Source organism: Nonomuraea purpurea, from assembly GCF_042650645.1.
GTDB classification, from domain to species: Bacteria; Actinomycetota; Actinomycetes; order Streptosporangiales; family Streptosporangiaceae; genus Nonomuraea; species Nonomuraea purpurea.
Genome location: NZ_JBHSBI010000034.1, coordinates 44525 through 68580, shown reverse-complemented (window position 1 = coordinate 68580; position 24056 = coordinate 44525). Strand labels below are relative to the sequence as shown.

General features: G+C 68.6%; 26 protein-coding genes, 1 tRNA gene and 1 riboswitch. Of the genes, 12 read left to right on the top strand and 15 right to left on the bottom strand.

Going from position 1 to position 24056, the window contains the following annotated elements; all coding sequences use genetic code 11:
* Positions 1 to 16: 16 nt before the first annotated feature.
* The 5 genes from ACFOY2_RS44725 to ACFOY2_RS44705 are packed head-to-tail and all read right to left on the bottom strand — an operon-like array spanning position 17 to position 5422.
* The gene (locus tag ACFOY2_RS44725; RefSeq protein WP_379534234.1) at positions 17 to 1477 is read right to left on the bottom strand and encodes a peptidoglycan D,D-transpeptidase FtsI family protein; all 1461 of its coding nucleotides are present in this window, start codon (positions 1475 to 1477) and stop codon (positions 17 to 19) included.
* Complete coding sequence (locus ACFOY2_RS44720) at positions 1474 to 2895, bottom strand: FtsW/RodA/SpoVE family cell cycle protein (protein ID WP_379534233.1); 1422 nt, start codon at positions 2893 to 2895, stop codon at positions 1474 to 1476. Before ACFOY2_RS44720 ends, ACFOY2_RS44725 begins: the two co-directional genes overlap by 4 nt.
* Positions 2896 to 4197, bottom strand: a complete 1302-nt coding sequence (locus tag ACFOY2_RS44715) for a Stp1/IreP family PP2C-type Ser/Thr phosphatase (protein ID WP_379534232.1) — start codon at positions 4195 to 4197, stop codon at positions 2896 to 2898.
* On the bottom strand, positions 4194 to 4664 hold the full coding sequence (locus tag ACFOY2_RS44710; RefSeq protein WP_214319278.1) for an FHA domain-containing protein FhaB/FipA: 471 nt from the start codon (positions 4662 to 4664) through the stop codon (positions 4194 to 4196). Before ACFOY2_RS44710 ends, ACFOY2_RS44715 begins: the two co-directional genes overlap by 4 nt.
* Positions 4665 to 4681: 17 nt before the next feature.
* Complete coding sequence (locus ACFOY2_RS44705) at positions 4682 to 5422, bottom strand: DUF3662 and FHA domain-containing protein (RefSeq protein WP_357813744.1); 741 nt, start codon at positions 5420 to 5422, stop codon at positions 4682 to 4684.
* A 200-nt stretch (positions 5423 to 5622) separates the two neighbouring features.
* On the opposite strand from ACFOY2_RS44705, the gene ACFOY2_RS44700 reads away from it, so the two are divergent.
* Positions 5623 to 5705: transfer RNA gene (locus ACFOY2_RS44700), tRNA-Leu, on the top strand.
* Between the two features lie 359 nt (positions 5706 to 6064).
* Here the strand turns inward: ACFOY2_RS44700 and ACFOY2_RS44695 are convergent.
* Positions 6065 to 7078 carry a hemolysin family protein gene (locus ACFOY2_RS44695; RefSeq protein ID WP_379534231.1) on the bottom strand — a complete coding sequence of 338 codons (1014 nt, stop codon included), beginning with the start codon at positions 7076 to 7078 and terminating at the stop codon, positions 6065 to 6067.
* Complete coding sequence (locus ACFOY2_RS44690; RefSeq protein WP_379534230.1) at positions 7075 to 8421, bottom strand: hemolysin family protein; 1347 nt, start codon at positions 8419 to 8421, stop codon at positions 7075 to 7077. Before ACFOY2_RS44690 ends, ACFOY2_RS44695 begins: the two co-directional genes overlap by 4 nt.
* Positions 8422 to 8756: 335 nt before the next feature.
* Here ACFOY2_RS44690 and ACFOY2_RS44685 point away from each other — a divergent pair, with 335 nt between their 5' ends.
* Positions 8757 to 10016 carry an LCP family protein gene (locus tag ACFOY2_RS44685; RefSeq protein ID WP_379534229.1) on the top strand — a complete coding sequence of 420 codons (1260 nt, stop codon included), beginning with the start codon at positions 8757 to 8759 and terminating at the stop codon, positions 10014 to 10016.
* Positions 10017 to 10083: 67 nt separating this feature from the next.
* On the opposite strand, the gene ACFOY2_RS44680 is transcribed toward ACFOY2_RS44685, so the two are convergent.
* Positions 10084 to 10740: a GOLPH3/VPS74 family protein gene (locus tag ACFOY2_RS44680; protein ID WP_379534228.1), complete on the bottom strand. Its 657-nt coding sequence runs from the start codon at positions 10738 to 10740 to the stop codon at positions 10084 to 10086.
* A 23-nt stretch (positions 10741 to 10763) separates the two neighbouring features.
* Between ACFOY2_RS44680 and ACFOY2_RS44675 the strand changes: the two genes are divergently transcribed.
* Both ACFOY2_RS44675 and ACFOY2_RS44670 read left to right on the top strand, forming a co-directional pair.
* Positions 10764 to 11369: a TenA family protein gene (locus ACFOY2_RS44675; RefSeq protein ID WP_379534227.1), complete on the top strand. Its 606-nt coding sequence runs from the start codon at positions 10764 to 10766 to the stop codon at positions 11367 to 11369.
* 19 nt (positions 11370 to 11388) lie between these two features.
* The gene (locus tag ACFOY2_RS44670; RefSeq protein ID WP_379534226.1) at positions 11389 to 12267 is read left to right on the top strand and encodes an Fpg/Nei family DNA glycosylase; all 879 of its coding nucleotides are present in this window, start codon (positions 11389 to 11391) and stop codon (positions 12265 to 12267) included.
* Here ACFOY2_RS44670 and ACFOY2_RS44665 read toward each other — a convergent pair.
* Positions 12260 to 13672 (bottom strand): MFS transporter, encoded by a 1413-nt coding sequence (locus tag ACFOY2_RS44665; protein WP_379534225.1) that lies wholly within the window; start codon positions 13670 to 13672, stop codon positions 12260 to 12262. The genes ACFOY2_RS44670 and ACFOY2_RS44665 overlap by 8 nt on opposite strands.
* 121 nt (positions 13673 to 13793) lie before the next feature.
* Here ACFOY2_RS44665 and ACFOY2_RS44660 point away from each other — a divergent pair, with 121 nt between their 5' ends.
* Together ACFOY2_RS44660 and ACFOY2_RS44655 are read left to right on the top strand one after the other, a co-directional pair.
* Positions 13794 to 14189: a winged helix-turn-helix transcriptional regulator gene (locus tag ACFOY2_RS44660; protein WP_379534224.1), complete on the top strand. Its 396-nt coding sequence runs from the start codon at positions 13794 to 13796 to the stop codon at positions 14187 to 14189.
* A gap of 58 nt (positions 14190 to 14247) precedes the next feature.
* Entirely contained in the window at positions 14248 to 14571 is a 324-nt protein-coding gene (locus ACFOY2_RS44655) for a rhodanese-like domain-containing protein (RefSeq protein WP_379534223.1), read from the top strand.
* Here the strand turns inward: ACFOY2_RS44655 and ACFOY2_RS44650 are convergent.
* Positions 14568 to 15095: a hypothetical protein gene (locus tag ACFOY2_RS44650; RefSeq protein WP_379534222.1), complete on the bottom strand. Its 528-nt coding sequence runs from the start codon at positions 15093 to 15095 to the stop codon at positions 14568 to 14570. The genes ACFOY2_RS44655 and ACFOY2_RS44650 overlap by 4 nt on opposite strands.
* 79 nt (positions 15096 to 15174) lie before the next feature.
* Positions 15175 to 15288: riboswitch (TPP riboswitch) on the top strand.
* Here ACFOY2_RS44650 and ACFOY2_RS44645 point away from each other — a divergent pair.
* Complete coding sequence (locus ACFOY2_RS44645) at positions 15279 to 16610, top strand: purine-cytosine permease family protein (protein WP_379534221.1); 1332 nt, start codon at positions 15279 to 15281, stop codon at positions 16608 to 16610. It overlaps the preceding riboswitch by 10 nt.
* On the opposite strand, the gene ACFOY2_RS44640 is transcribed toward ACFOY2_RS44645, so the two are convergent.
* On the bottom strand, positions 16576 to 17148 hold the full coding sequence (locus tag ACFOY2_RS44640) for a methylated-DNA--[protein]-cysteine S-methyltransferase (RefSeq protein ID WP_379534220.1): 573 nt from the start codon (positions 17146 to 17148) through the stop codon (positions 16576 to 16578). The two genes, ACFOY2_RS44645 and ACFOY2_RS44640, sit on opposite strands and share 35 nt — an antisense overlap.
* Before the next feature lie 95 nt (positions 17149 to 17243).
* Between ACFOY2_RS44640 and ACFOY2_RS44635 the strand changes: the two genes are divergently transcribed.
* A complete protein-coding gene (locus ACFOY2_RS44635; protein ID WP_379534219.1) occupies positions 17244 to 19112 on the top strand; it encodes a sensor histidine kinase in 1869 nt (622 codons plus the stop codon).
* A gap of 141 nt (positions 19113 to 19253) precedes the next feature.
* Positions 19254 to 19685, top strand: coding sequence for an ATP-binding protein (locus tag ACFOY2_RS44630; RefSeq protein WP_379534218.1), 432 nt, complete (start codon positions 19254 to 19256; stop codon positions 19683 to 19685).
* Here the strand turns inward: ACFOY2_RS44630 and ACFOY2_RS44625 are convergent.
* The 3 genes from ACFOY2_RS44625 to ACFOY2_RS44615 all read right to left on the bottom strand — a co-directional run bounded on the left by ACFOY2_RS44625 (position 19682) and on the right by ACFOY2_RS44615 (position 20766).
* Positions 19682 to 20332: a YidC/Oxa1 family membrane protein insertase gene (locus ACFOY2_RS44625; RefSeq protein ID WP_379534217.1), complete on the bottom strand. Its 651-nt coding sequence runs from the start codon at positions 20330 to 20332 to the stop codon at positions 19682 to 19684. The two genes, ACFOY2_RS44630 and ACFOY2_RS44625, sit on opposite strands and share 4 nt — an antisense overlap.
* A gap of 69 nt (positions 20333 to 20401) precedes the next feature.
* The gene (locus ACFOY2_RS44620; protein ID WP_379534216.1) at positions 20402 to 20599 is read right to left on the bottom strand and encodes a DUF6412 domain-containing protein; all 198 of its coding nucleotides are present in this window, start codon (positions 20597 to 20599) and stop codon (positions 20402 to 20404) included.
* Entirely contained in the window at positions 20596 to 20766 is a 171-nt protein-coding gene (locus ACFOY2_RS44615) for a hypothetical protein (protein WP_357813700.1), read from the bottom strand. The genes ACFOY2_RS44620 and ACFOY2_RS44615 overlap by 4 nt, the downstream gene beginning before the upstream one ends.
* A 94-nt stretch (positions 20767 to 20860) precedes the next feature.
* Between ACFOY2_RS44615 and ACFOY2_RS44610 the strand changes: the two genes are divergently transcribed.
* Positions 20861 to 21556, top strand: coding sequence for a response regulator transcription factor (locus tag ACFOY2_RS44610; protein ID WP_379534215.1), 696 nt, complete (start codon positions 20861 to 20863; stop codon positions 21554 to 21556).
* A complete protein-coding gene (locus ACFOY2_RS44605; protein WP_379534214.1) occupies positions 21553 to 22665 on the top strand; it encodes a sensor histidine kinase in 1113 nt (370 codons plus the stop codon). The genes ACFOY2_RS44610 and ACFOY2_RS44605 overlap by 4 nt, the downstream gene beginning before the upstream one ends.
* Before the next feature lie 152 nt (positions 22666 to 22817).
* On the opposite strand, the gene ACFOY2_RS44600 is transcribed toward ACFOY2_RS44605, so the two are convergent.
* Complete coding sequence (locus ACFOY2_RS44600) at positions 22818 to 23279, bottom strand: hypothetical protein (protein WP_379534213.1); 462 nt, start codon at positions 23277 to 23279, stop codon at positions 22818 to 22820.
* Positions 23280 to 23466: 187 nt separating this feature from the next.
* Between ACFOY2_RS44600 and ACFOY2_RS44595 the strand changes: the two genes are divergently transcribed.
* Positions 23467 to 23814: an STAS domain-containing protein gene (locus ACFOY2_RS44595; RefSeq protein WP_357813688.1), complete on the top strand. Its 348-nt coding sequence runs from the start codon at positions 23467 to 23469 to the stop codon at positions 23812 to 23814.
* The last annotated feature ends 242 nt before the right edge of the window (positions 23815 to 24056 follow it).

Genomic DNA, 24056 nt, shown 5'->3' with positions numbered 1-24056 from the left:
AGCACGTTAGCGTCGCTCACTTGTTCAGCACCGCCTCCAGCACGGCTTTCGCGATCGGGGCGGCCGTGTGGCCGCCGGTCGCCTCCGCGCCGACGTTGGCCGCGCCTGACTCGACGATGACCGCCAGAGCCACCTGCGGGTCGTTGGCGGGCGCGAAGGAGATGAACCAGGCGTGCGGCGGCGCCTTTTCGGAGGTCTCCGCCGTGCCCGTCTTGCCCGCTACTTCGACGCCCGGCACCTGCGCCAGGCTGGCAGTGCCGTTGGCGACGACGCTCACCATCATCTCGCGCAACTTGCCCGCTGTCTCGGAACTGACCGCTTCCGACAGCTCCGCCTGCTGGGCCTCGTCGATCGTGTCGCCCTGGGCGTCAGTGATCTTGTTGACGAGGTACGGCTTCATCACCTTGCCGTCGTTGGCGATGCCCGCCGCGATCATGGCCATCTGCAGCGGCGTCATCCTGTTGCTGCGCTGCCCGATGGACGCCATCGCCAGAGCCGCCTTGTCCTCCTCGGGCCCGAAGTCGCTCTGGGCCACCGACATCGGCACGCCGATCTGCTTGCCCATGCCGAACTTCTCGGTCTGCTCCTTCATCTTCTCGTAGCCCAGCTCCATGCCCATGCTGCCGAACGGCGTGTTGCAGGACTTCTCCAGCGCGAACGTCAGAGTCACCGAGCCGGAGCCACAGGCCGCGCCTCCGTAGTTGGGCAGGCTGAGGTTCGTGTTGGGCAGGGGCAGCCGCTGCGGGGCCTCCACGGTCGTCTGAGGGCCGCGCGAGGAGTCGGCCTCAAGGTAAGCCGCCATCGTGACGACCTTGAACGTCGAGCCCGGCGGGTAGGTCTGCCCGATGGTGCGGTTGAGCAGCGGCTGGTCCTTCTGCTTGGCCAGCTCGTCGAAGCGGGGGAACACCTTGCCCTTGTCGGTTCCGGACAACTCGGTGGGGTCGTAGGAGGGCAGCGACACCATCGCCAGGATGCCGCCGGTCTTGGGGTTGAGCGCGACGAGGGCGCCGCGCTTGCCGCTCTGCCGCAGCGCGTCGTAGGCCGCCTTCTGGGCCTTGGGGTTGATCGTCAGATCGACGTTGGCACCCTTGGGGGGCTCGCCCGTGAACAGGTCGATGCTGCGACGCAGCAGCAGGTCGGGGCTGGAACCGTCGAGGAGCTGGTTCTCCGCGTTCTCGATCGCGCCCTCGCTCTCGGGCGAGAAGAAGCCGGTGACGTGCGCGTACAGCTTGGCGTCCGGGTACTTCCTGATGAACCTGAAGTCCTTGCTGTCGGTCTCGACGGACTGCGCGAGGACCTTGCCGCCGGCCGTGATGCGACCGCGCTCGATGGCGTAGCGCTCGTAGAAGTTGCGCTTGTTACGCGGGTCGTCCTGCAGCCCGCCGGCCTTCACCGCCTGCACGTAGTTCACGTTGAACATCAGGAGCGCGAACATGGCCAGGCAGGCAACGGCCGCGCGCTTCAGAGTGCCGTTCATCGCTGGAACACCTGCGTCATTCCTTCGTTCTGGATCGCCTGGGGCGGGGGGCGCCGGGCCGCATCAGACATGCGTACCAACAGCGCGATAAGGATCCAGTTAGCCAGCAGCGCCGAGCCACCCTGTGACATGAACGGGGTGACCAGGCCGGTCAGGGGGATGAGGTTCGTCACACCGCCGACGATGATGAACACCTGCCAGGCCAGGATGAACGACAGGCCGCCCGCCAGCAGCTTGGAGAACGGGTCGCGGGCCGCCAAGGCGGTGCGCAGACCCCGCTGGACCAGCAGAGCGTAGATCATCAGCAGTGCCATCAGGCCGGTGAGGCCCAGTTCCTCGCCCGTGGCGGCGAAGATGAAGTCGGAGAACGACAGCGGGATCTCGTCGGGGTGACCCTTGCCGAGACCGGTGCCGAGGATGCCGCCCGCGCCCATCCCGTACAGGCCCTGCATGATCTGGAAGCTCTTGCTGCACATCGGGTCGCCCGGCGGGTCCAGCTGGCAAATCGGGGCATTGCCGTAGAAGACCGGGTTGGTCGGATCGGACCAGGCCGCGAAGCGGGCGGCGACGTGGTCGAAGAGCTGCCCGGCGATGAAGACGCCGCCGGCGAAGAGCAGCACGCCGATCAGCACCCACGAGGTGCGCTGGGTCGAGATGTAGAGCATCGCGATGAACGTGCCGAACAGCAGCAGCGAGGTGCCCAGGTCCTTCTCGAAGACCAGCACCAGCAGGCTGAGCACCCAGGTGACCAGGACGGGGCCGAGGTCTCTGGCCCTGGGCAGGTCGATGAAGAGCAACCGCCGTCCGGCCAGCGCCAGCACGTCGCGCTTGGCCACCAGGTAGCCGGCGAAGAAGACCACCAGCGCGAGCTTGGCGAACTCGCCCGGCTGGATGGAGGCGAAGCTGCCGAACCGGATCCAGATCTTGGCGCCCTGCACCTCGCTGACGCTGGCGGGCAGGACCGCCGGCAGGGCCAGCAGGACCATGCCGACCGCGCCCGCGGTGTAGGTGAGCCGCTGGAGCGCGCGATGGTCGCGCAGCACGACCAGGGTGATCGAGAACATCACCACGCCCACGGCCGTCCACATGATCTGGTTGGTCGCGGACGCCAGGGGCATGCCGCCGGACTCCAGCCGGTAGATCACCACCAGGCCCAGACCGTTGATCAAGGTGACCAGCGGCAGGATCAGCGGGTCGGCCCACGGGGCGAACTTCGCCAGCACCAGGTAGCCGACCAGCATCAGGCCGCCCAGCCCCAGGCCGTAGGTCAGCATGCCGGCGGGGATCTGGCCGTCCAGCGCCAGGCCCACGTTGGCGTAGGCGCCCATGACGATCAGCACCGCGAGCGCCAGCATGATCAACTGGGCTGTGCGGCGCTTGGCCGGCATCGGGACCGAGGAGGGGGCGACTTCGTTCATCTACTGCTGTTTCGTCTTGGTCGAGGCCGGGGTGGCCGCCGGCTCGGGGGACTCGGTGGCCTCCGCGGGGGTCTCGCTCTTCTGCTCTCCCTGGGAGGAGAACTGCAGCGCGTTGATCTTCGTCATGCCTTCGGCGACGGTGGTCACGGGGATTCCGCTCCTGATCAGTGCCTGGTCGGCCTCGGACAACTTGGAGAGCTGCCGCCCGGTGGCCTGGGAGACGTGGAAGAGCTGGAACGGACCCAGCTCCCTCTTGACCCCTTGGAACACGACCACTTCGTCGCCCCTGGCACCGACGAAGAACTGGCCTTGGGTCCACTGGTATCCAAAGTAACCGCCGCCGGCGATGATCGCGCCGACGCCCAGCACGGTAACCAGCACGGGCCACAGACGGCGGCGTCTCCCGGAGCTCCTGGACGCCTGGGCGACCGGCTCGTCGAAGTCGTCGTCGCTGAGCACCGGCTGGGGTGCGGTCACCGCGCCGGGTTGCCCCGGAGAGGCGTCCTGCGGGTTGCCGTGCAGCCGGGTCATGCCCGCGGCACCGACGATGGCGGCCTCGGTGGGCACCTGCTGGCCCTCGGTGATCTCCAGCACGTCGGCCAGCACGCACGTGATGTTGTCGGGCCCGCCACCCCGGTTCGCCAGATCGATGAGCTGGCGCACGACCTCTTCCGGGTCGTCGATGTTGGTGAGCGTGGCGTGCAGCGTCTCCGCACTCACCACGCCCGACAGGCCGTCGGAACACAGCAGGTAGCGGTCGCCCACCTGCGCCTCGCGCAGCGTGAGATCGGGATCGACCTCGCCGCTGCCGTCGAGTGCGCGCAGCAGGATCGAGCGCTGCGGATGCGTGGCCGCCTCTTCCGGCGTGATGCGCCCGTCGTCGACGAGTTGCTGCACCAGCGTGTGGTCATGCGTGATCTGGTAGAGCTCCCCGCGCCTGAGCAGGTAGGCGCGCGAGTCGCCGACGTGCACCAGGGCGACCTGGGTGCCGTTCCAGAGCATGGCCGTAAGAGTCGTGCCCATGCCTTTGAGGCTGGGATCCCGCCCCACCATCTCGTGCAGCTTGCGGTTGGCGTCGCGTACCGCTGCCTCGATGGCGTTGAGCAGGTCACCCCCCTGTTGGGCCTCTTCCAGAGAGGCCATGGCGGCGATGGCGACTGAGCTCGCCACCTCGCCGTGTGCGTGCCCGCCCATACCGTCTGCGACGGCAAGCAGGCGGCCGCTGGCGTACGCCGAGTCCTCGTTCCCTTCGCGGAGGAGGCCGACGTCCGAGCGGGCGGCGTAGCGGAGTGCGATGGTCATTTGCGCAATTCAATGACTGTTTTGCCGACGCGGATCGGAACACCGAGCGGCACCGGGGTCGGGCGGGTGACTTTCGAGCGGTCGAGATACGTGCCGTTGGTCGAACCGAGATCTTCCACGATCCACTGACCGTCCTGAGGGAAGAGCCGGGCATGCCGGCTGGAAGCGTAGTCGTCGCTGACTACCAGCGTGGCGTCATTAGCCCGGCCAATGGTGATGGGCGTCTCCGTGAGGTTAATGGTGGTGCCTTGCAGCGGGCCACCTGTAACGATGAGCTGTCGTGGCTCGCCCTTTTTGCTCTTGGGCTTGGCCACGGGTTTGGCGGGTTTCGCGCCTTTGCGTGGACCCGCGGGAGCCGTGCGTGACCCGAACAAGTCAGTCCGGATCACGCCGACTGCGGCAATGACGAAGAACCACAGCACCGCCAGGAAGGCGAGCCGGATCAGCAGCAGCGTGAGCTCGGACATGGACCGCTTGTCTACCCCTAATCGCGCCGGAACACCAGAGTCGTACGCCCCAGGGTCACTCGCGTGCCGTTCTGGAGCTCGATCCTGCGTACCGGCTGGCCATTGACAAAAGTGCCGTTGGTCGACCCCAAGTCGACGAGAGCCACAGTGTGGCCCTCGACGCGCAGCTCCGCATGATGCCGCGAAACTCCGGGATCGACCAGACGAAGATCGCAGTCGGTGCCCCTGCCGAGCAAGGTCACCGGAGTGGTGAGCTCGTAGGAACGGTCGCCCTGCGGGTCGTCCTGAGTGGACACGAGCAGCCTGGGCCGCCCGTTGAACGCGTTCGGCCGCGACGGAGGCAGGTCGCTCGCCGGCTGGCGGATCTCGTCCTGCTCGACCGTCGCGCCGCGGATGACGCCGGACCTGATGCGGAACAGCCCCACAGCCAGGTCGCCGGCCGTCTCGAAGCGGACCCGGACCGGTCCCACAAAAGAGTAGCCCTGTTCCTTGGCGTACTCCCTGGCGAGGTTGGCCAGCTCGTGGCTGATGCTGTCGGCGTAGACCTCAAGCCGTTCGCTGTCGGTCGTGGACAGCTCAACCACGAAGTCGTTGGGCACGAGCGTGCGACCCTGCGCGACGATCGCCGCACGCTCATCCATCTCCCGCTGAACCGCGCTGGCGACCTCGACCGGCTGAAGGTCAGATTTGAACGCCCGCGCAAAGGCCCCCTCAACCAAGCCTTCGAGCCTTCGCTCGAAGCGCTGAAGGACTCCCACCGGGTACCTCCCTTCCTCCGTGCATATGATCGCGGCCCCCAGACGCTTCCGGCGCCCGGTTCCCGCTCGTCCCACGTCGCGGGGGGTGCCGGCGCTCGTCGGCCGTCGCGCCCAGCTCCTCCGCTCACGTGTCTTATGCGATCGTATCCGGGTTCAGTACCAGTGGCTGTTCCGTGCTAATGTTCTTTCCGCACCCACAAGGGCGGGTGGCGGAACGGCAGACGCGCACGGTTCAGGTCCGTGTGTCCGAAAGGACGTGAGGGTTCAAATCCCTCCTCGCCCACTCGGTGACTGGGGGCCCCTGGTCGCAAGTCTTGGCGGACTTGCTCCCTCGGGTCCCCTCGTCATGTCCCCCGGGGGATAACCCCCGGACCCCCAGCAGGAAAAGCGTTCCGGGGGCTTGCCCCCGGAGCCCCCCGTCACAACCGGGGTGTGGCTGGTGTTTCCTGGCCCTGCAGGGCCCTGTGCCCCTTTCAAGGTTTTTCTTCCTTTCAAGGGGTGTTCTCCTTCGTCTTTTGTGGGAGTGCAGACCCACATTGGCGAAGTGGCGGGCGGATCGCAAGGCCCTGATTTGTTGTGGGGCCGTCTTTTGACGGTACGGCCCCACGGTTGCAGGGGGCTTTCGGGGGGCTTGCTTGTGGTTTAGGTCACACTGTTGGTGTCCAGGAGTTCGCCCAAGAGGTCTGTCTGGCTCACCATTCCGATGACGGAATCTGCCTGATCTGTGACCAGAGCGAGATGGGCCCTGGCCTCCTGGAGGGCTGTGACCGCTTCGGGGACCTGTGTTGTGCAGGCCAGTCTCGGGAGGGGTCTGGAGAGGTCTGATGCCTTGCTCGACGGGCTCAGGAGGGCGTCTCTTGCGTGGAGGACGCCTTCCACGCGGTCGTGGGTGCCTACCAGGAGTCTCAGGTGGTTGCTGGCTGCGGCTGCCGCCTTGATCTGGTCTGCTGTTGCTTCCGGGGGGACCATCACCGCTTTTGCCATGGGGACCATCAGGCGTTCTATGCCTTGGCCGTCCAGGCGGAGGGCTCTCGTTAGCAGGTCGTGTTCTTCTCTGTCCAGTAGGCCCATCCTGCCTGATTCGCCTACCAGCATGGCCAGCTGCCGGGGGGTTCTGGTTGTCGCCAGTTCGTTGCGGGGTTCCACGCCGAATAGGCGCAGGATGACGTTGGTCAGGCCGTTCAGTGTCGAGAGCAGGGGGCTCATCAGTGAGGTGAAGGCGCGGAACGGGAACGTCAGGAGCAGGACCGAGCGCTCTGGGTGGGTCAGTGCCCAGGACTTCGGGGCCATTTCGCCTACCACCATGTGGAGGAAGGTGATCAGGGCCAGTGCGATCGTCAGGGCGATGGGCAGCCGCAGCGGTTCCGGTACTCCGGCTGCTGCGAATACCGGCTCCAGGGCGTGCTCGATCGCCGGCTCCGTTACCTGGCCCAGGCCGAGTGTGCACAGCGTGATGCCGAGTTGGGCGCCGGCCAGCATCAGCGAGAGCTGTCTGCCGCCGCCTACGGCCGATTTCGCCGCCAGTCTGACCAGGCGGTTGCCGCCGGCGGCCACCTCCTCCAGGCGGTGGCGGCGGGCCGAGACGAACGCGAACTCGGCGGCCACGAACAGCGCGTTGAAGAAGAGCAGCGCGACGCTTACGATGATCATGGTCATCGGGTCGCCCCCGCGTGCTTGAAGGGGGCCACGCGCACCCATTCGGGGACACGGCGGTTGAGGCTCATGACCGTCAGCTCCGCCTCGTGTTCCTCAGGGGCGTCGGTGAACGGGTCGGTGTCCGGTTTGATGGGGACCGTCACCGTGTCTCCGGCGTTCGGCATCCGGCCGAGCCTGGCCAGGATGAGGCCCGCGAGGGTGTCGTAGTCGTCGCTCTCGGGGAGGGCCACTCCCGTCGCCCGTTCCACCTCGTCCAGCCTGAGACGGCCAGGGACCTCCCAGGTGCCGTCCGGGTGCTCCACCGGGCCCGCGGGCTCCGGGTCGTTCTCGTCCATCAGCTCGCCGACCAGCTCCTCGGCCAGGTCCTCGACCGTGATGACGCCGGCCAGGCCGCCGTACTCGTCGATGACGCAGGCGATGTCGTCCTTGGCCACCCGCATCCTGTCCAGGACCACGGGAAGCGGGAGCGAGTCGGGCACCAGCAGCGCGGGACGGGTGATGGCGGCGATCTTGCCCTCGTCCAGGCCGGAGGAGAGCAGCTCGCGTACGCCCGACACACCCACGACGTCGCCCTCGGCGCCGAGCACCGGGTAGCGGGAGTGGCCGCACTCGCGCATGACCTCGAGCAGGTCGGAGATGGGCTGCGAGTCGCGCAGCGCCACCACGCGGGGGCGCGGCACCATGATCTCCTCGGCGTTGCGGTCGCCGAACTCCAGGGCGCGTTCGAGCAGGTCCGACAGCTTCGGCGGCAGCTCACCCGCCTGGGTCGACTCCGCGATGATGCGGGAGAGCTCTTCCGGCGTCGCGCCGTGCTCCACCTCCTCGACCGGCTCGATGCCGAGGCGCCTGAGCAGCCCCGTGGCGGCCGAGTCGAACAGCTTGATCACCGGCCCCACGATCGCCAGATAGGCCAGCGTCGAACCGGCCAGGAACTTGGCCACCGGCTCGGGGCGGGCGATGCCGAGGTTCTTGGGCGCCAGCTCGCCCAGCACCATCTGCACCACGGTCGCCACGAACACGCCCGAGGCCACCGAGATCCAGGAGATCATGGTGTCGGGCAGGCCCCAGTCGACCAGCCACGGCCGGACGAGCACCGAGATCGCCGGCTCCGCCAGGAAGCCGACCAGCAGTGCCGTCACCGTGATGCCGAGCTGCGCGCCGGAGAGCATGAATGACAGTCGGGAGGTCACCTTGAGCGCCTTCTCGGCGGACGCGTCGCCGGCCGCGGCCTGCTCGCGGAGCACCCCCCTGTCGGCGGCGACGAAGGCGAACTCCTGGGCGACGAAGTAGCCTGTCGCCGCGGTGAGAACGAAGAGGGCCAGCAAGCCCAGATAAGCGCTCACCAGAGTGAGCTCTCAGAGGAACCCGTGCTCACGCACGGGCAAAGACTCCACGGGTCCGCAGCGGACACGATCTTCCCTTCAGCTAGACGTCGTCCATAACGCTAACGACACAGGTGGCGTCTATGTTTCCGCAGTGACCCGGCATCACACGTTCATCCGGGATCCAGAGCCGGACGAATATTGTCCAGGACGGGACGAATACGTTGCGTCGCTAGGCTTGACCATTGCGTTGCCCTGGTTACGGGTACTTTTCCCTAGACGAAACTTGGCCGGACCTCTGCACTGGCTGGGGGTTGGACGTAGCGTCTATGACAAGCCGAAAGGAAGAACCCGAAGTGTCTGAGGACGACCGGACGAGGGCCATGCGCTCGCCAGGCGACGCCAGGCCGCTGCCGCCAAGGCGCGGCGACGGCCTGCGCTCGGGGGGTGCGCCCGCTCATCAGGTCCCGTCCGGCGGGGCCCCCACACACAAGCTTCCGGCCGCCTCCCAGTACTCCGAGGCGCCGCCGCCCTCCGAGCCGCCCAGAGGCGGCGGCGGGCGTGTCTACGGCAAGGAACGTGCCGGCAGGAGCCCCATGAGGCCGCTGCGCTCCAAGGGCGAACCTTCCGACGCGCCGCCGAGACAGCCGCGCAGGCGGTTTTCCGGCAGGACCATCCTGAAGATCGTCGCAGGGGTGCTGGTGGCGCTCCTGGTGGCGGCCGTGGGCATGTTCTTCTGGATCGACTCCCGCCTGGCCGGCATCGAGGGCGTGCTCGAGGAATACCCGGGCCGTCCCGCCGACACCCCCGGCACCAACTGGCTGCTGGTCGGCTCCGACAGCCGCAAGGGCCTGTCGGCGGCCCAGCGCAAGAAGCTCGCCACCGGCAAGGCCGTCGGCCAGCGCACCGACTCCATGATGCTGCTGCACATCTCCGACAGCGGCGACCCGCCGACCCTGGTCAGCCTGCCGCGCGACTCGGCGGTCACCATCCCGGGCAAGGGGCGTGACAAGCTCAACTCGGCGTACGCGTTCGGCGGCGGGAAACTGCTGGCCCGCACCGTCGAGACCGTCACCGGCGTGCGCGTCGACAACTACATGGAGATCGGCTTCGGCGGTTTCGTGGACATCGTGGACGCCGTCGGCGGGGTCGAGATCAACGTACGCGCCGACGTGGACGACCCCAAGGCGGGGCTCAAGCTGAAGAAGGGCGTCCAGGAGCTCAACGGCTCGCAGGCCCTCGGCTACGTCCGCACCCGCAAGGGCGGCGCGCTGCCCGACTTCGAGCGGACCAAGCGGCAGCGGCAGTTCCTGGGCGCGGTCGTGAAGAAGGCGGCCAGCCCCGGCGTGCTGATCAACCCGTTCACCTCGATCCCGCTGGCGATGAGCGCCACGGACGCGGTCGAGGTCGACACGGGCACCGGCGCGTTCGACATGTTGTCGCTGGGGCTCGCCATGGGCGACAGCCCCGTGACGACGGTGGTGCCGTTCGGCGGCACCGAGGCCATCGCGGGCGGTGGCGAGGCGATCAAGTGGGACCGGGCCAAGGCCCTGGCCCTGTTCGAGGCGCTGAAGGAGGACAAGCCGGTGCCGAAGAACATCATCGACGCCGCCTGAGTCGCTCGTCTGCGTCGGCCGCGCCGTCTGAGCCCCGCCGGCCGGCCCGTCCTGCTTGCCGGGGGCGTCAGGAGCCGCCGCCTGTGCTGATGGCTCCGGCGGCTCCGGCGGCTGCGATGGCCCCGGCAGCCGTCATGGCCTTGATGGTCTGGGCGACCGCATTGGCCGCCCAGTCGCCCTTCGCGATCTCCTTGACGCGGGCCCTGCTCTCGGCGGGGAAGACCTTCCTGTCCAGCTTGGCCGCGTGCGTGATCGCGATCAGGACCCCCGTGCGGGCGTCGGGCTCGGCGCCCGCCAGCACGGCGGAGACGCGCTCCCTGACGTCCGCCTCCACTCCCGGGTGCGCTTCGGGCCAGCGGGTGGTCGGGAAGATCCCCAGCACCTTCCCGTGCTCCTCGTTCAGCACCCCGGCCCGCGCCAGCCTGGAGAGCAGGCGCCCGCGCAGTTTGCCCGACTGCAGCCGCTGCACCCACCAGGACGCATCGCGGTCCTTGCCGAACTCGGCGATGCGGGCCAGCGTGGCGTCGAGTTCGTCGTCCCCGAGCGGGGCCGGGTCCTTGATCGTCACTTTCTTGCCCGACAGCTCCACCCGCCCGGCGATGACCAGCTCGGCCAGGATCGCCCCGGCGAGGGCGGGGTCGAGCTGCATCGTGCTGATGAGCTGCCTGCCTTCGTCCTCGCTGTAGGCGAGCAGGAGAAGTTCCTCGGCGATCGTCACGGTCATACCGTGACACTAACCTCCCAAGCATGACTGTGTCGGAGAGGTTGCACGCCGTCGGCCGTCCGCTGCTGCGGGCGCAGCTCGACCATCCCACCGTGGCCGGGATCGGCCGGGGTGACCTGGCGGAGCCGGTGTTCAGGTCGTGGCTTGAGCAGGACTACCTGTTCCTGCTGGACTACGTGCGGGTGTTCGCGCGGCTGGCCTGGCAGGCGCCCGACGCGCATCTGGGAGATCTGGTGGACCTGGCGCACACGACGTTCCACGACGAGCTGAGTCTGCACAGGACGATGCCGGCGGAGTTCGGCGCCGATCTGGAGGGGGCGGTGAAGGGGCCGGCGTGTGCAGCGTACACGGCGTTCCTGCTGGAGTCGGCGGCGTCGTACGGGGAGGGGCTGGCGGCGCTGTATCCGTGCATGTGGGGATATTCGACCCTTGGGCGGATATTGGCGGAGAATCCGCCTGTTGAGCCGCGCTACCGCGCCTGGGTGGACACCTACGCGGACCCGGGCTTCGCGGCGCTCACCGCGCGGATCGGGCAGATGATCGACGAGGCCGACCCCGATCCCGAACGGGCGCAGGCGCTGTTCACCGAGGGGATGGCCCACGAGCTGGCGTTCTGGGACGTGCCGTAGCGCCGCGTACCCTGGTGAGATGCCGGAACTTCCCGAGGTGGAGTCTCTCACCCACTTTCTGCGTGAGCGGGCGGTGGGGCGCACGATCCTGGGGGTCGACGTGGTCGCCATCCAGGCGCTCAAGACCTTCGATCCGCCGGTCACGGCGCTCGGCGGGCTGACCGTCACCGGTGTTTCGAGGCACGGCAAGTTCCTCGATCTCGACTGTGACGGTCTCCACCTGGTCATCCACCTGGCCAGGGCGGGGTGGCTGCGCTGGCGTGAGGACCTCTCGAATGCCAAGCCCGTCCGTCCCGGCAAGGGCCCGCTCGCGGTGCGGGTCAGGATGGCGCCCGACGACGAGGGCCTGGCGCCGGGGTTCGAGCTGACCGAGGCGGGGACGCAGAAGCGCCTCGCCGTCTATGTCACGAAAAATCCGGACGATGTCCCCGGCGTCGCCGCCCTCGGCCCCGACCCCCTCGACGAATCCTTCACCGTCGAGGCGCTCAAGCGCATCGTCGGCGGCAACCGTACCCAGATCAAGGGCCTGCTGCGCGACCAGAAGATCATCGCCGGCATCGGCAACGCCTACTCCGACGAGGTGCTGCACGCGGCCAGGATGTCCCCGTTCAAGATCGCCGCGACCCTGACGGACGAGCAGATCGCCGACCTGCACGAGGCCATCGTCACCACGCTGGCCGACGCCGTGGAGCGGGCCCAGGGGCTGGCGGCCAAGGACCTCAAGGCGGAGAAGAAGTCCGGGCTGCGGGTCCACAACAGGGCGGGGCAGCCCTGCGACGTGTGCGGCGACACCATCCGCGAGGTGTCGTTCGCCGACTCGTCGTTGCAGTACTGCCCCACCTGTCAGACCGGCGGCAAGCCCCTCGCCGACCGCAGGCTCTCCCGGCTGCTCAAGTAGCCGCGTTGACGGGAACGCGGTCCGCGGTCCGCGTGCGGGCGAGCAGGCCGACGGCGGCGACGATCGCCCCGAGCAGCGTGGCCGTCAGCGGGACGATCAGGGCCGTACGCAGCGCGGCCAGCCCTGCCTCCTGCCCTGTCGCCGCCCCCAGCGCGGCCACGTTGACCGCCGTGACGACCGACAGGCCAAGGGCCGCGCCGAACTGGAACGAGGTGTTGATCAGGCCGCCCGCCAGGCCCTGCTCGTGCTCGGCGATGCCGTCCGTGGCCACGATCGTGACCGGGCCGTACACCAGGGCGAACATCACGCCGATCAGCAGCATCGACGGCAGCATGGCCGCGTACGTCCAGTCCAGGCCCACCCCGATGAACAGGGCGTAGGCCAGCAGGCCCGAGAGCAGCCCTGCGAGGACGACCTTGGCGTTGCCGAACCGGTTGACCAGCCACGGCGTCAGTATGGGGGCGAGGATCACGTCGGCGGCGGCGGCCAGCAGGGCCAGGCCCGTCTGGATGGTGGACCAGCCGCGCAGCTCCTGCAGGTACAGGGTGACCAGGAACTGGAAGCCGAAGAACGAGGCCGTGAGCAGGGCGGCCATGATGTTCGCCCGGACGAGCGGGCCCGATCGCAGGATGCCCAGGCGGACCAGCGGGCTGGCCGAGCGGCGCTCGATCGCGACGAAGGCCGCCAGCAGGGCGAACCCGCCCGCGAAGACCGCGACGGTCAGCGGCCAGCCGTTCTCCGGGTGCTCCAGGCGTACGACCCCATAGACGAGCAGCATCATCGCGCCCGTGACGCTCAGCGCGCCCGCCAGGTCGAACCCGCGCGCCGAGGACGGCCGTCCGGTCTCCTTGAGCAGGGGGATCGCGGCGATCAGGAGCGCCGCCGAGAACAGGACGGGGGCGAAGAAGACCCAGCGCCAGCCGAACGCCGTCAGCAGCCCGCCGATCACCAGCCCCAGCGCGAATCCGCCCGCGGCCGTCCCCGCGTAGATGAGCAGCGCCTGGTTGCGCTGCCTGCCCTCGGGGAACGTCGTGGTGATCAGGGACAGGCCCGCGGGCGTCATGAACGCGGCGGCCACCCCCGTCACGAACCTGGCCACCAGCAGCACCCAGCCCTCTTCCGCGAAGCCGCCGAGCCCCGAGAAGAGCAGGAACACCCCCAGGAAGAACAGGAACACCCGTCGCCGGCCCAGCAGGTCGGCGACCCGGCCGCCGAGCAGCATGAAGCCGCCGTAGCCCAGCACGTACGCGCTGACGACCCCGCTCAGCATTCCCGTCGACAGGCCCAGGTCGGCCCGGATCGAGGGGAGGGCGACGTTCAGCATGGCCACGTCGATGCCCTCCAGGAAGATGGCCCCGCACAGGACCGCCAGCACGCCCCATGAGCGGGCGGGCACAACAGACATGACAAACCCCCGGTTACTTCTCGGCATCTCGGTTCTCTCTTGTAACCGTCCAAATCATGGGCCAGCATGAAATGTCATGGAAGACGGCACTTTTAGGTCACTCGGTTACTGCGAAGGCACCGTGGAAGACGACGACGATTACGACGTACGACAGTGGGACACCCGCGAGGACTGCGAGGTCCGCCAGATCCTCGACCGCATCGCGGACAAATGGTCGCTCCTCGTCATCGCCCTGCTCGACTGCCAGAGCCTGCGCTTCACCGAGCTGCGCCGCGAGATCGACGGCGTCAGCCAGCGCATGCTGAGCGTGACCCTGCGCCACCTCGAACGGGACGGCCTGGTCAGCCGTACCGTCTACCCTGTGGTGCCGCCCAGGGTCGACTACGCGCTGACGCCGCTCGGCCGTACGCTGCACCAAACCATCAAGACCCTGGTCACCTGGACCGAACAGCACCAGGAGGAGATCGCCACGGCGCGTGCCGCCTACGACCAGCGACGCGAGATGATGGAGGCATGACCGAGCTTGCCGAGGACATCAATAAGCAAGGAAACATGGGCCCGACGAAGGAGGGTTCATGACTGTTCCTGAGATCGACGCCGGCGCCGTTCCCGCAGACGCCTACCTGCTCGACGTGAGGGAGCAGGACGAATGGCGCGCCGGCCACGCCCCTGAGGCCGTCCACATCCCGATGACGCAGATCCAGGGGCGGGTCGAGGAGGTGCCGGGCGACACGACCGTCTACGTCGTCTGCCGGGTGGGCGGGCGTTCGCTGCAGGTGGCGGCCTGGCTCAACCAGCTCGGACGCGACGCCGTCAACGTGGGGGGCGGCATGCACTCCTGGGAGGCCGCGAGCCGCCCGATGGTCAGCGAAACCGGCCAACCGCCCTTCGTCGCCTAATCCTCGCGGAAACTCCACCCGGGGTAGGCGGCGGCCAGCCGGGGCCCATGGGCGTCCCAGCTCTCGGCTGGCAGCCGCAGCACGGGCCGGAGGACGACCTCCCCCGACCGGATGTCGAACCCCCAGGAGAAGCCGAGCACCGCGCGAACCTCCCGGGTCACCATGGTCGGGGAGAAGCACAGGAAGCTGTGGGCCAGCCAGGTCATGTCGGCCCGCGAGTCGCGTGAGGGGGCGTCGAAGAGCGTCGGCCGGATGCCGAAGAAGGCGTAGGGCACGTTCAGATCGCCGTAGAAGCCGAGCGGGTCGGGGTCGAAGCCGTCCGAACCATCGGAGCTGCGCACCAGTTGCACCCACCCCATGGCCGCCGTGTATCCCCGACCCGGGTGGTCGATGACGGCCGTGCAGGCGGGAAGGCCCCGGGCAGCTTCGGGGAAGCGGCAGCGGAGAGCTTCGGGGGCGTCGTTGGGGACGACGTCCACGGCGACCGTCCCGTCGATCCCGCGTAGGCGGAAGGAGAAGCGCATGCGGACCCTCTCTGGCAATCGGGCGGGCCTTTAAGGCATCATGGGGGCGCGAGCTGGGTAGATCCCGGCTTTGCCATAATCTGTCAAACGCGGGAGCTCGGGGCCACCGGGCTGAGAGGGCGACCGAGAGCCGTCGCCGACCGCCTGAACCTGTCCGGGTAATGCCGGCGTAGGGAGTGTGCGATGGCGCATGTCGTCGACGAAGTTCCGCTGACTCTCGAAGGCAGGCCGCCGAAGACGCTGGGCGTGCTGGACCAGGGCGCTCTCTGGGCGAACCTCGGCGTCAGCCTCCTGGGTTTCTCGGGAGCGCTGTTCCTGCTCGACCCGCTCGGAAACGCCCCGCTCAGCCTGGCCGCCGCGCTCGTGGCGGCCGTGGTCGGCAGCCTGGTCGGCACCGCCATGGTGGGCCTGTCGGCCATTCCGGGCACGCGGACGGGCAAGCCGGCGATGGTGCTGCTGCGCGGGCTGTTCGGGGCCAGGATCTCCTATGTGCCGACCGTGCTGAACATCGTGCAGATGCTCGGCTGGGGCGCGTTCGAGCTGTGGGTGATCGCCAAGGCCGCCTCCGCGATCTTCGGCGAGGTGCCGTACCAGGTGTGGGTGATCGCGGCGGGGGTGCTGACGACCGTCCTGACGATCTGGCCCCTCGGTTCCGTACGGCTGCTGCGGCGCTACGTGACCGTCGGCGTGATCGTGTCGATGCTCTGGTTCACCTGGTTCTTCCTGTCCGAGGCCCCCGCGTACGACGGCGGTTCGTGGACGGCGTTCGCCCCGGCCGTCGATTACGTGATCGCGCTGTCGGTGTCGTGGGTGCCGATGGCCGCCGACTTCGCCCGGCACTCCAGGTCGAGCAGGGCCGCGTTCACCGGTGTGGTCGGCGGTTACACGCTGGCGCAGGTGGCCTGCCTGGGGCTCGGCGTGTACGCGGTGGCGATCGCCGGGGCCGCCACGGTGGGGGCCGACTCCATGGCGGTGTTCACCCCGTTCGTGGCCGCGCCGGTGGGCGCGCTGTTCTTCGGCATCCTGGTGCTGCGCGAGACCGACCAGTCGTTCGCGAACGTCTACTCGACCACGGTCTCGCTGCAGAACCTGATGCCGCGCGTGGACCGGCGGCTCTTCTCCGTCGCCATCGGCGTGCTCACCATCGCGATCGCCCTGGTCGTGGACGTCACCTCCTACGGCGCCTTCCTCGGCGTGATCGGGGCGGTGTTCGTGCCGATGTTCGCCGTGCTGGCCGTCGACTACTTCGTGCTCGGCGGCTCCCGCCGCTGGAACACCGAGGAGAACGCCCCTTCGCGCTGGTCGATGCTGGTGCCGTGGGCGTTCGGCTTCGTCGCGTACTGGCTGACGACCTCGACCCCCACGGTCGCGGCCTGGGACGGCTTGTGGGCCTCGGCGCGTGCGGCCATCGGGTTCACCCGGCAGATGTGGATGAACGGCGCGCTCGGCGGGGCGCTGGTGGCCGCGCTGGTCACGCTGCTCATCGCGTGGCCGAGGCGCGGCTCTCGACGTTGAGCAGGTGCTGCTTGGCCGCCGCGCCGCCGGCGTAGTCGCCGAGCGCGCCGTCCTCGCGCACCACCCGGTGGCAGGGCACGATCACGCAGACGGGGTTGGAGGCCAGCGCGTTGCCGATCGCCCGCAGCGCGCGCGGCCTGCCGATGCTCTCGCCGATGCGCTCGAACGTCGTGGTCGTGCCGTAGGGGACCGCCATCGTCTTCTGCAGCACCGTACGCGCGAACGACGTGGCCAGCGTCAGGTCCACCCGCGTCGCGAACGCCCGCAGGCGGCCGGAGAAGTAGGCGTCCAGCTCTCTGCGGACCGGGTCGAGGCGGCGCGCGTCGGGCCCGATGAACGTGCCCACATGCCTGCTGACCAGCTCGTACACGGTGTTTTCCGGCTCGAAGCTGCAGGCTGCGATGCCCTTGCCCGTCACGGCCAGCACCAGCTGGCCCACGGCCCCGTCGTAGGTGCCGAACGCCACCTCCGGTGGCGCCTCACTCCGATACGTGCTGGAGGTCGCGCGCAACAGGGCATCGAGATCGCCGCTCGACATACCCCTCCCCCTCTCAGCCGCCGGGAATCACCGTGACCGCAGCGTATCGGACGGATCGCCCGACGCACTCACCGTGCCACGTGCACTATGGAGTAGTGGGGGACGAATGGGCCGGTAGTGACGATGAGATCGCTCGTGCGGTGCTCGCCAGCTCACCCAACGCCGTCGTGGCGCTCGACAGGGACCAGAGCGTCCTGATCTGGAACGACGCCGCCGAGCGGCTCTTCGGATGGACGGCGGAGGAGGTGCGCGGGCGCCGGGCGCCGATCGTGCCGGAGGAGCTGACCGCCGAGCACAACGCCGTGCTCGAACGCGTGCGCACCGGAGGCCAGGTCTCGCTGCGCACCAAGCGCCTGCGCAAGGACGACAGCGTGCTCGACGTGCGGGTCGACATCAGCGCGTTACGCCTGGGCAGCGCCGTGGCCGGATACGTCTGCGTGTACCACCTGGCGGGCGTCGACCAGGCCGCCAAGCATCGCATGGCGCGCCGCGACAGGCTGGTGCGGCAGCTGACCGACGTGGTCGGCGACATCAACTCCGAGCTGGAGCTGCCGGCCGTACTGGACCGGATCTCGGCCAACCTCACGGAGCTCACCGGGGCCGACGCGGGCGGGTTCGTGCTGATCGAGAGGGAACGGCTGCGGCTGGTCAGCACGTACCAGTTGCCGGAATCGCTCAGGGGGACGACCACCGACCTGCGCACGAGTCTCGTTGACAAACTTTTACGCACCGGCAAGACCGTCCTGCTGCAGTCGGAGGGGCTGGACGACCTGGTGTGGGCTCAGCTGAGCGGATTGCACACGATCGCGCTGGGACTGGCCGCCGTCGGCGGGCGGCCTTACGGCGCGCTCTACGCGCTGTTCGCCCGGCGCACGCCGGGGCACCTGGAGCTGGAACTGCTGGAGCTGCTGGCCGGGCACGCGGGCATCGCCGTGAGCAACGCCATGGCCTACCAGGAGGCGGTGCGGCAGCGGGCGCACGAGCAGGCGGTCTTCGACGCCAGCGCCGACGGCATCGCCGTGCTCGACGGCGAAGGACGCGTGGTGCGCTGGAACCCGGCCGCCGCCGAGCTGACCGCGTTCGAGGCCAAGGACGTGATCGGCGGGCCCCCGCCGTTCCCGCTGCCCAAGCCAGGGAAGAAGCTCACGTTCCAGATGGGGAGCGGGCGCTGGCTGGATGTGGTGAGCGCGCGGATCGAGGAGACGGGCGAGGTGGTCATCGACTTCCGCGACGTCACCACGGCCAAGGAACTCGAAGAGGCCAAGGACCTGTTCCTGGCCACGACCAGCCACGAGCTGCGTACGCCGATCACGATCGTGCGCGGGTTCGCCAGCACGCTGGACGCCCGCTGGGACCACATGGGCGATCTCGAACGCCGCGCGGCCGTGCACACGATCGCCGAGCGGGCCAGATCGCTCGGCCAGCTCATGGATCATCTGCTGCTCGGCGCCAGGGCGGGGGCGGAGGAGCTCAAGGTGCGGATCGAGGAGTTCGACCTGGCCGAGCGGATCGACGCGGCCACGCTCGGACTGCCCGCGCTGTCGGACAAACACCGCGTCGAGGTGCACATCCCGGACGGGCTGCCGCGGGTGCTGGGGGACCCGCTGGCTACCGACATCATTCTGGGGCAGTTACTGGAGAACGCGTTCAAGTACTCGCCGAAGGGAGGGCTCATCAGCGTCGAGGCCTGGCCGGAGGATGACGGTGTCGTCGTGGTCGTCGACGACGAGGGAGTTGGTATATCCCCGCCTGACCGAGAGCGGATCTTTGAGAGATTCGTCCAGGTGGACAGCGGCGACCGGAGACGGTTTGGTGGAGTGGGGCTCGGCCTCTACATCGTCCGCAGCCTCGCCAAAGCCCAAAGGGGGGACGTGAGCGCTCATCCAAGACCTGGAGGCGGCACGAGAATGCGGCTCGTTCTCCGAACCGCTTCCACTATCCGATCCGACACACCGATGCGGTAACGAGGTGGTCACGGTTGCGCTGATCTATCGTCCAATGTGTACAAGCTGTGATCGAGATGCGGTTTCTGGGATCGAGTAACGGGGCATTTCGGTCGTACCGGGGAGTGTTCCCGCGGGGGCACAGGTAACGGGGAGGTGGGTGTGTCAAGCGTGGTGCTGCTGCCGTACGCGCCGTCCAGTGTCGCCGTCGCCCGCCAGCGTCTGAGCACTGACCTGCAGGAAAGCGGGGTCTTTTCCACCGCTATCGACGATGCCGTGCTCGTGGTGAGCGAGTTGCTGAGCAACGCGCTCCGGCACGCGCATCCGCTGCCGTCGGGCATGGTGAGGGTGGCCTGGCTGCGTAGCGAAGATCACATCGAGGTGGCGGTGAGCGACGGGGGCGCGGCCACCGAGCCGCGGGCGGGCCGCCCGACCCTGTCCTCGCTCGGGGGCCGGGGGCTCGGCATCGTCGAGTACGTGGCGGAGAGCTGGGGGGTCCGGCACGACGCCGACACCACGACGGTGTGGGCGATCCTGCCCGCTCCGAAAAAATCCATGAACGGGCAGGTCGCGGCGCTGCGCGAGGCCGGTTAGGCCGTCGCGAGGGGCAGGCGGGCGAGGACGGCGCGCTCGCCGACGGCCCAGGCCGTGGAGACCAGCAGGTACAGTCCGGCCGCCAGGGGGAGCACCAGCACGGCCAGCACGGAGCCGTACGGCATGATCGGCAGGAGCTTCCTGAGGTACGCCGGCTGGTCCTCCGTGATCTTGATCTGACGGGCCGACAACCAGGCCACGGCGATGACCAGAGCGATGAGCGCGACAAAGACCAAAAATGGTGCACTGGCCAGACCGTAATGGGCGACCACCCCGGCCACCTGCTGACCCAGCGGCGCCCCCAGCAGATCGTGCCCGATCAACGCGGTCGGATGCGTGGCCACCCTGAACATCAGCCACATGAACGGCAACTGCGCCAACGCCGGCATGAACCCCGCGAACGGCGAACTGCCCTCCTTGGCGTAGAGGGCCGAGGTCTCCCTCAGCAGCCGCTCGGGGTTGCGCTCGAAGCGTTTGCGCAGCTGGGCGACCTTGGGCGCCAGCCGCTCGCGGATCTTCGTCGTCCTGGCCTGGCGGACGTTGAGCGGCAGCAGCAGAAGGCGTACGGCCGCAGTGAACAGCACGATCCCGAGCGCGGCGCTGCCGCCGGACATGCTGATGACGAACGTGACAAGAGAATCGATCATGAGCCCTGCTTCTCGGTAATGGGGCTCACACCCGTTGAGGAGCCCCGCCTGACAGAAAGCGGGGCATGCTCACGGGGCTCGTGGACGCGGACGTCCGGCCGCGTCCGGGTCGCGCTGGCGCTGGAACGCCGTACGGCGCGCGTAGGACAGCGGAAAGCTCGGCGACTCCCCGCTGAGGACGGGCAGCAACGTGGCCGCCCACGTGGCCAGCAGCAGGATCGCCACCATGGTGATCCCGACCAGCCACGGGTCAAAGAAGATCGTCACGAACGAGAAGACTTGCCCACCACGGTGACCGCGACGAAGACCAGCAGAGCGACCACTCCGACGATCAGAGCGAGCTTCACGAGACCGACCAGCATCGGCACGAGAAAGTTGAACACCACGAAGAGGCCCAGCAAGGTGCCCAACACGAGCATGACGACTTTACCCATGGGGTAACCGTACGTCCTCCCGGCATGATCCGCGAGCCTTACGAACCGATGACATACCTCTCGCCCCCGGACGCCCCGGTCGTACCGTGAAAGCGTGAACACGCGCATCCTGGTGGTCGACGACGATCCCACCGTCTCCGAGGTCGTGGCGCGCTATCTGGAACGCGACGGGCACGAGGTCGAGTGCGTGGGCGACGGCGTCGAGGCGCTGCGCAGGGCGCTGGCCCATCCGCCTGACCTCATGGTGCTCGACCTGATGCTCCCGAAGATCGACGGGCTGCAGGTGTGCAGGAAGCTCAGGGAGCGCTGGCCGGTCCCGGTGATCATGCTGACCGCGCTCGGCGAGGAGATCGACCGGGTGGCCGGGCTGGAGACCGGGGCCGACGACTACGTGACCAAGCCCTTCAGCCCGCGCGAGCTGGCACTGCGGGTTCAGTCCGTGCTTCGGCGGGCGCGCGGGGCCTCCGTCACGGGCGGCACCGGCGTCCTGCGCGACGGGGACCTGGTGGTGGACGTGGGGGCCCATGAGGCACTCCTGCGGGGGCGGGAGGTGATGCTGACGGCCAGGGAGTTCGACCTGCTGGCGTACCTGATGCGCAATCCCCGGCAGGCGTTCAGCCGGGCGGCGCTGCTCGACCAGGTGTGGGGCTGGTCGTTCGGCGACTCCTCCACCGTCACCGTGCACGTGCGGCGGCTTCGGGAGAAGATCGAGCCCGATCCGACCGCGCCGCGGAGGATTGTCACGGTGTGGGGCGTCGGATACCGGTACGAGCCCATGGACATTCCGTGATCTTTTTGACCACGGTCATGGTGGACCTGCCCATGGTGGTGGCCGTCGTCGCGGGGCTCGGGCTGCTCGTCGCGCTCGCGGGCGTCGGGATCATGTGGTGGCTGCGTACCCGGTCCATCGGCGTGATGCTGGCCGTCGTCGTGGTGGTGGCCGTGACGGCGACGCTGGTCGGAGTGGTGGCGATCATCATGCAGATGATCATCGAGGGGCCGGTCAAGGACACCGTGCTCAGCGTGGTCGCCGTCGGCGGGCTGGTGGGGCTCGGGGTGGCGTTCGTGCTGGCCAGGCGGGTGGTGGGGGAGAGCAGGCGGCTGGTCGCCGCAGTGGGCCGGGTACCGTTCGCCGCGCCCCGAGGGCTGCCTGCCGAGCTGCAGACGATCGCGAACACGCTGGAGGAGGCGTACGCGCGGGAACGCGCCCTTGAGGGGGCGCGGCGCGAACTCGTCGCCTGGGTGAGCCACGACCTGCGCACGCCTCTGGCCGGGATGCGGGCCATGGCCGAGGCGCTGGAGGACGGCGTCGTATCCGACCCCGAGACGGTCGCGCGCTACCACGCCCAGATCAAGCTGGAAGTGGAGCGGCTGTCGGCCATGGTGGACGACCTGTTCGAGCTGTCACGCATCCACGCGGGGGCGCTGCGGCTCTCGCGGGCCCGCATCGGGCTGGCCGACCTCGTCGCCGACACTGTGGCGGGGGCCGAGCCGCTCGCCCGGGCCAAGGGCGTGCGGCTCACGGCCGAGGCGGCGGCGAGCGTGCCCGTGGAAGCCGACGCTGGGGCGTTGGGGCGGGCCCTGGGGAACCTCGTGATCAACGCCATCCGGCACACGCCGTCCGACCGGACCGTGGCGCTGCGGGCCGGGGTGGATGACGGAGGGATGGCTTGTCTGTCGGTTTCTGACTGTTGTGGGGGGATTCCCGAGGCAGACCTGCCTCGGGTGTTCGAGGTGGCTTTCCGGGGGGAGGCGGCTCGTACTCCTACCGCCGGGGGTGGGGCGGGGCTCGGGCTGGCCATCGCCCAAGGGATCGTGGAGGCGCACGACGGGGTGATCGGGGTGGTCAACGACGGGCCGGGGTGCCGGTTCGAGATCCGGCTTCCCCTGGTCGGCTGACGCTTCTCACCCGGCCCCACTGGAGCCGTATCGGTTGCGGACCCCCTCGGCCTCTCCGGCCCTCGGCCTTTTCGGGACCCCTCGTTTCGAGCCTCCCTCACCTTGAGGGGCTCGCTGCCCTCAAGGACTCCTGGACATTGGGCACCCCCGCTTCAGGCGCTTTCGGGGAGCTCCGTCTCGCGGCGCACGGGCTCGGGGCGCACGGTTGTCTCAGGGAGTGCGGTTGTCTCGGGCTGGTCCCTCGGGGCGCCGAACGACTCCGACATCGCCCGAAATGTCGGGCAGGGCCAGCGCCACATGCAGCTCCGGCACCGCAATATCGGGTGGGCGGTGTCGCTGGTGATGCCCCCCGCGTCCCGCGGCTGATGGAGATCGAGCAACCTGAGCCCGAGCTCGGCGAACCTGAGCAGCTCGGCACGCGCGCCGGCGAGGAACTCGAGGTCCTCGACCGCGAGGCGGGTGCGGATGGGGACGTAGCCTTCGTGGTTCACCAGGCCGCGGAGGTGTCCTGCTTCGTCATGCCATGAGGTGGCCTTTTCTGTGCGGACGAGGATGGTCTCCAGGTGTTCTCGGAGCCCTTGGCGCTGGGGATCTTCAGGTTTGTCTGCCTTCATCGATGCGGGGCTCGCCGGTCGTGCCCCAGCCCTTCCTTCTCCATGAACCGGTGCCGGTCGCAGTGTCACGCTGTCAAGCTTCGCGTACTCTCCGTTTTCATGGAGCCCAAACGGAGGACAAAAACCAGTGGTTGCCCTATCGGCGTGACAACGTGACCGGAAGCCTTCGCGCCGCTAGCCTGCCCATGTGGAGCTCAAGGTCTCGACTCGATCACATGCCGGGTGCGCACTCGTTGCCATCACCGGAGAAATCGACCTGTACACGGCGCCCCAACTGCAGTCCGAGTTCACTCGGCTGCTGCAGGACGGGCCCAGCCGAGTGGTCATCGACATGTCCGCCGTGGATTTCTGCGACTCCACGGGGATGAACGTACTGTTGTCAGCACTCAAACGGATGAAGGAGCAGGGAGGAGCGCTCGAAGTCGCCGCGCCGCGTCCTGCCGTACGTAAGATTCTGCAGGTCACGGGGCTCGACTCGGTGTTCACCGTGCATGATGAGGTGCCGCGGGAGTTCCTCATCACCGAGGGATCATGACACGTCTCACACTCGATCGCCAGGGCGGCGACCGTCGCGGGATCGCGGGCCTCGTAGGGCGTCGCGACACCGTGACCCTTTCACGGTGCCCTGGGGCCGTGACTCTCGCGCGGCGCGTTACGTCCGGCCGGCACGTCGCCACGGACGTTTCGCAACGTGTTCCGGGTGGCTGCCGCCGTCGTCGTACGATCGTGGACCCGTCGCGGTGCGTGAGGACCGACCGTCAGGCAGCCGATCGTGCG

What these genes read in the sequence shown, in the direction of transcription:
- ACFOY2_RS44725 (WP_379534234.1), bottom strand. Translation starts at nt 1,477, where the DNA reads ATGAACGGCACTCTGAAGCGCGCGGCCGTTGCCTGCCTGGCCATGTTC.
- ACFOY2_RS44720 (WP_379534233.1), bottom strand. Translation starts at nt 2,895, where the DNA reads ATGAACGAAGTCGCCCCCTCCTCGGTCCCGATGCCGGCCAAGCGCCGC.
- ACFOY2_RS44715 (WP_379534232.1), bottom strand. Translation starts at nt 4,197, where the DNA reads ATGACCATCGCACTCCGCTACGCCGCCCGCTCGGACGTCGGCCTCCTC.
- ACFOY2_RS44710 (WP_214319278.1), bottom strand. Translation starts at nt 4,664, where the DNA reads ATGTCCGAGCTCACGCTGCTGCTGATCCGGCTCGCCTTCCTGGCGGTG.
- ACFOY2_RS44695 (WP_379534231.1), bottom strand. Translation starts at nt 7,078, where the DNA reads ATGACCATGATCATCGTAAGCGTCGCGCTGCTCTTCTTCAACGCGCTG.
- ACFOY2_RS44680 (WP_379534228.1), bottom strand. Translation starts at nt 10,740, where the DNA reads ATGACCGTGACGATCGCCGAGGAACTTCTCCTGCTCGCCTACAGCGAG.
- ACFOY2_RS44675 (WP_379534227.1), top strand. Translation starts at nt 10,764, where the DNA reads ATGACTGTGTCGGAGAGGTTGCACGCCGTCGGCCGTCCGCTGCTGCGG.
- ACFOY2_RS44670 (WP_379534226.1), top strand. Translation starts at nt 11,389, where the DNA reads ATGCCGGAACTTCCCGAGGTGGAGTCTCTCACCCACTTTCTGCGTGAG.
- ACFOY2_RS44665 (WP_379534225.1), bottom strand. Translation starts at nt 13,672, where the DNA reads ATGTCTGTTGTGCCCGCCCGCTCATGGGGCGTGCTGGCGGTCCTGTGC.
- ACFOY2_RS44655 (WP_379534223.1), top strand. Translation starts at nt 14,248, where the DNA reads ATGACTGTTCCTGAGATCGACGCCGGCGCCGTTCCCGCAGACGCCTAC.
- ACFOY2_RS44650 (WP_379534222.1), bottom strand. Translation starts at nt 15,095, where the DNA reads ATGCGCTTCTCCTTCCGCCTACGCGGGATCGACGGGACGGTCGCCGTG.
- ACFOY2_RS44645 (WP_379534221.1), top strand. Translation starts at nt 15,279, where the DNA reads ATGGCGCATGTCGTCGACGAAGTTCCGCTGACTCTCGAAGGCAGGCCG.
- ACFOY2_RS44640 (WP_379534220.1), bottom strand. Translation starts at nt 17,148, where the DNA reads ATGTCGAGCGGCGATCTCGATGCCCTGTTGCGCGCGACCTCCAGCACG.
- ACFOY2_RS44625 (WP_379534217.1), bottom strand. Translation starts at nt 20,332, where the DNA reads ATGATCGATTCTCTTGTCACGTTCGTCATCAGCATGTCCGGCGGCAGC.
- ACFOY2_RS44615 (WP_357813700.1), bottom strand. Translation starts at nt 20,766, where the DNA reads ATGGGTAAAGTCGTCATGCTCGTGTTGGGCACCTTGCTGGGCCTCTTC.
- ACFOY2_RS44600 (WP_379534213.1), bottom strand. Translation starts at nt 23,279, where the DNA reads ATGAAGGCAGACAAACCTGAAGATCCCCAGCGCCAAGGGCTCCGAGAA.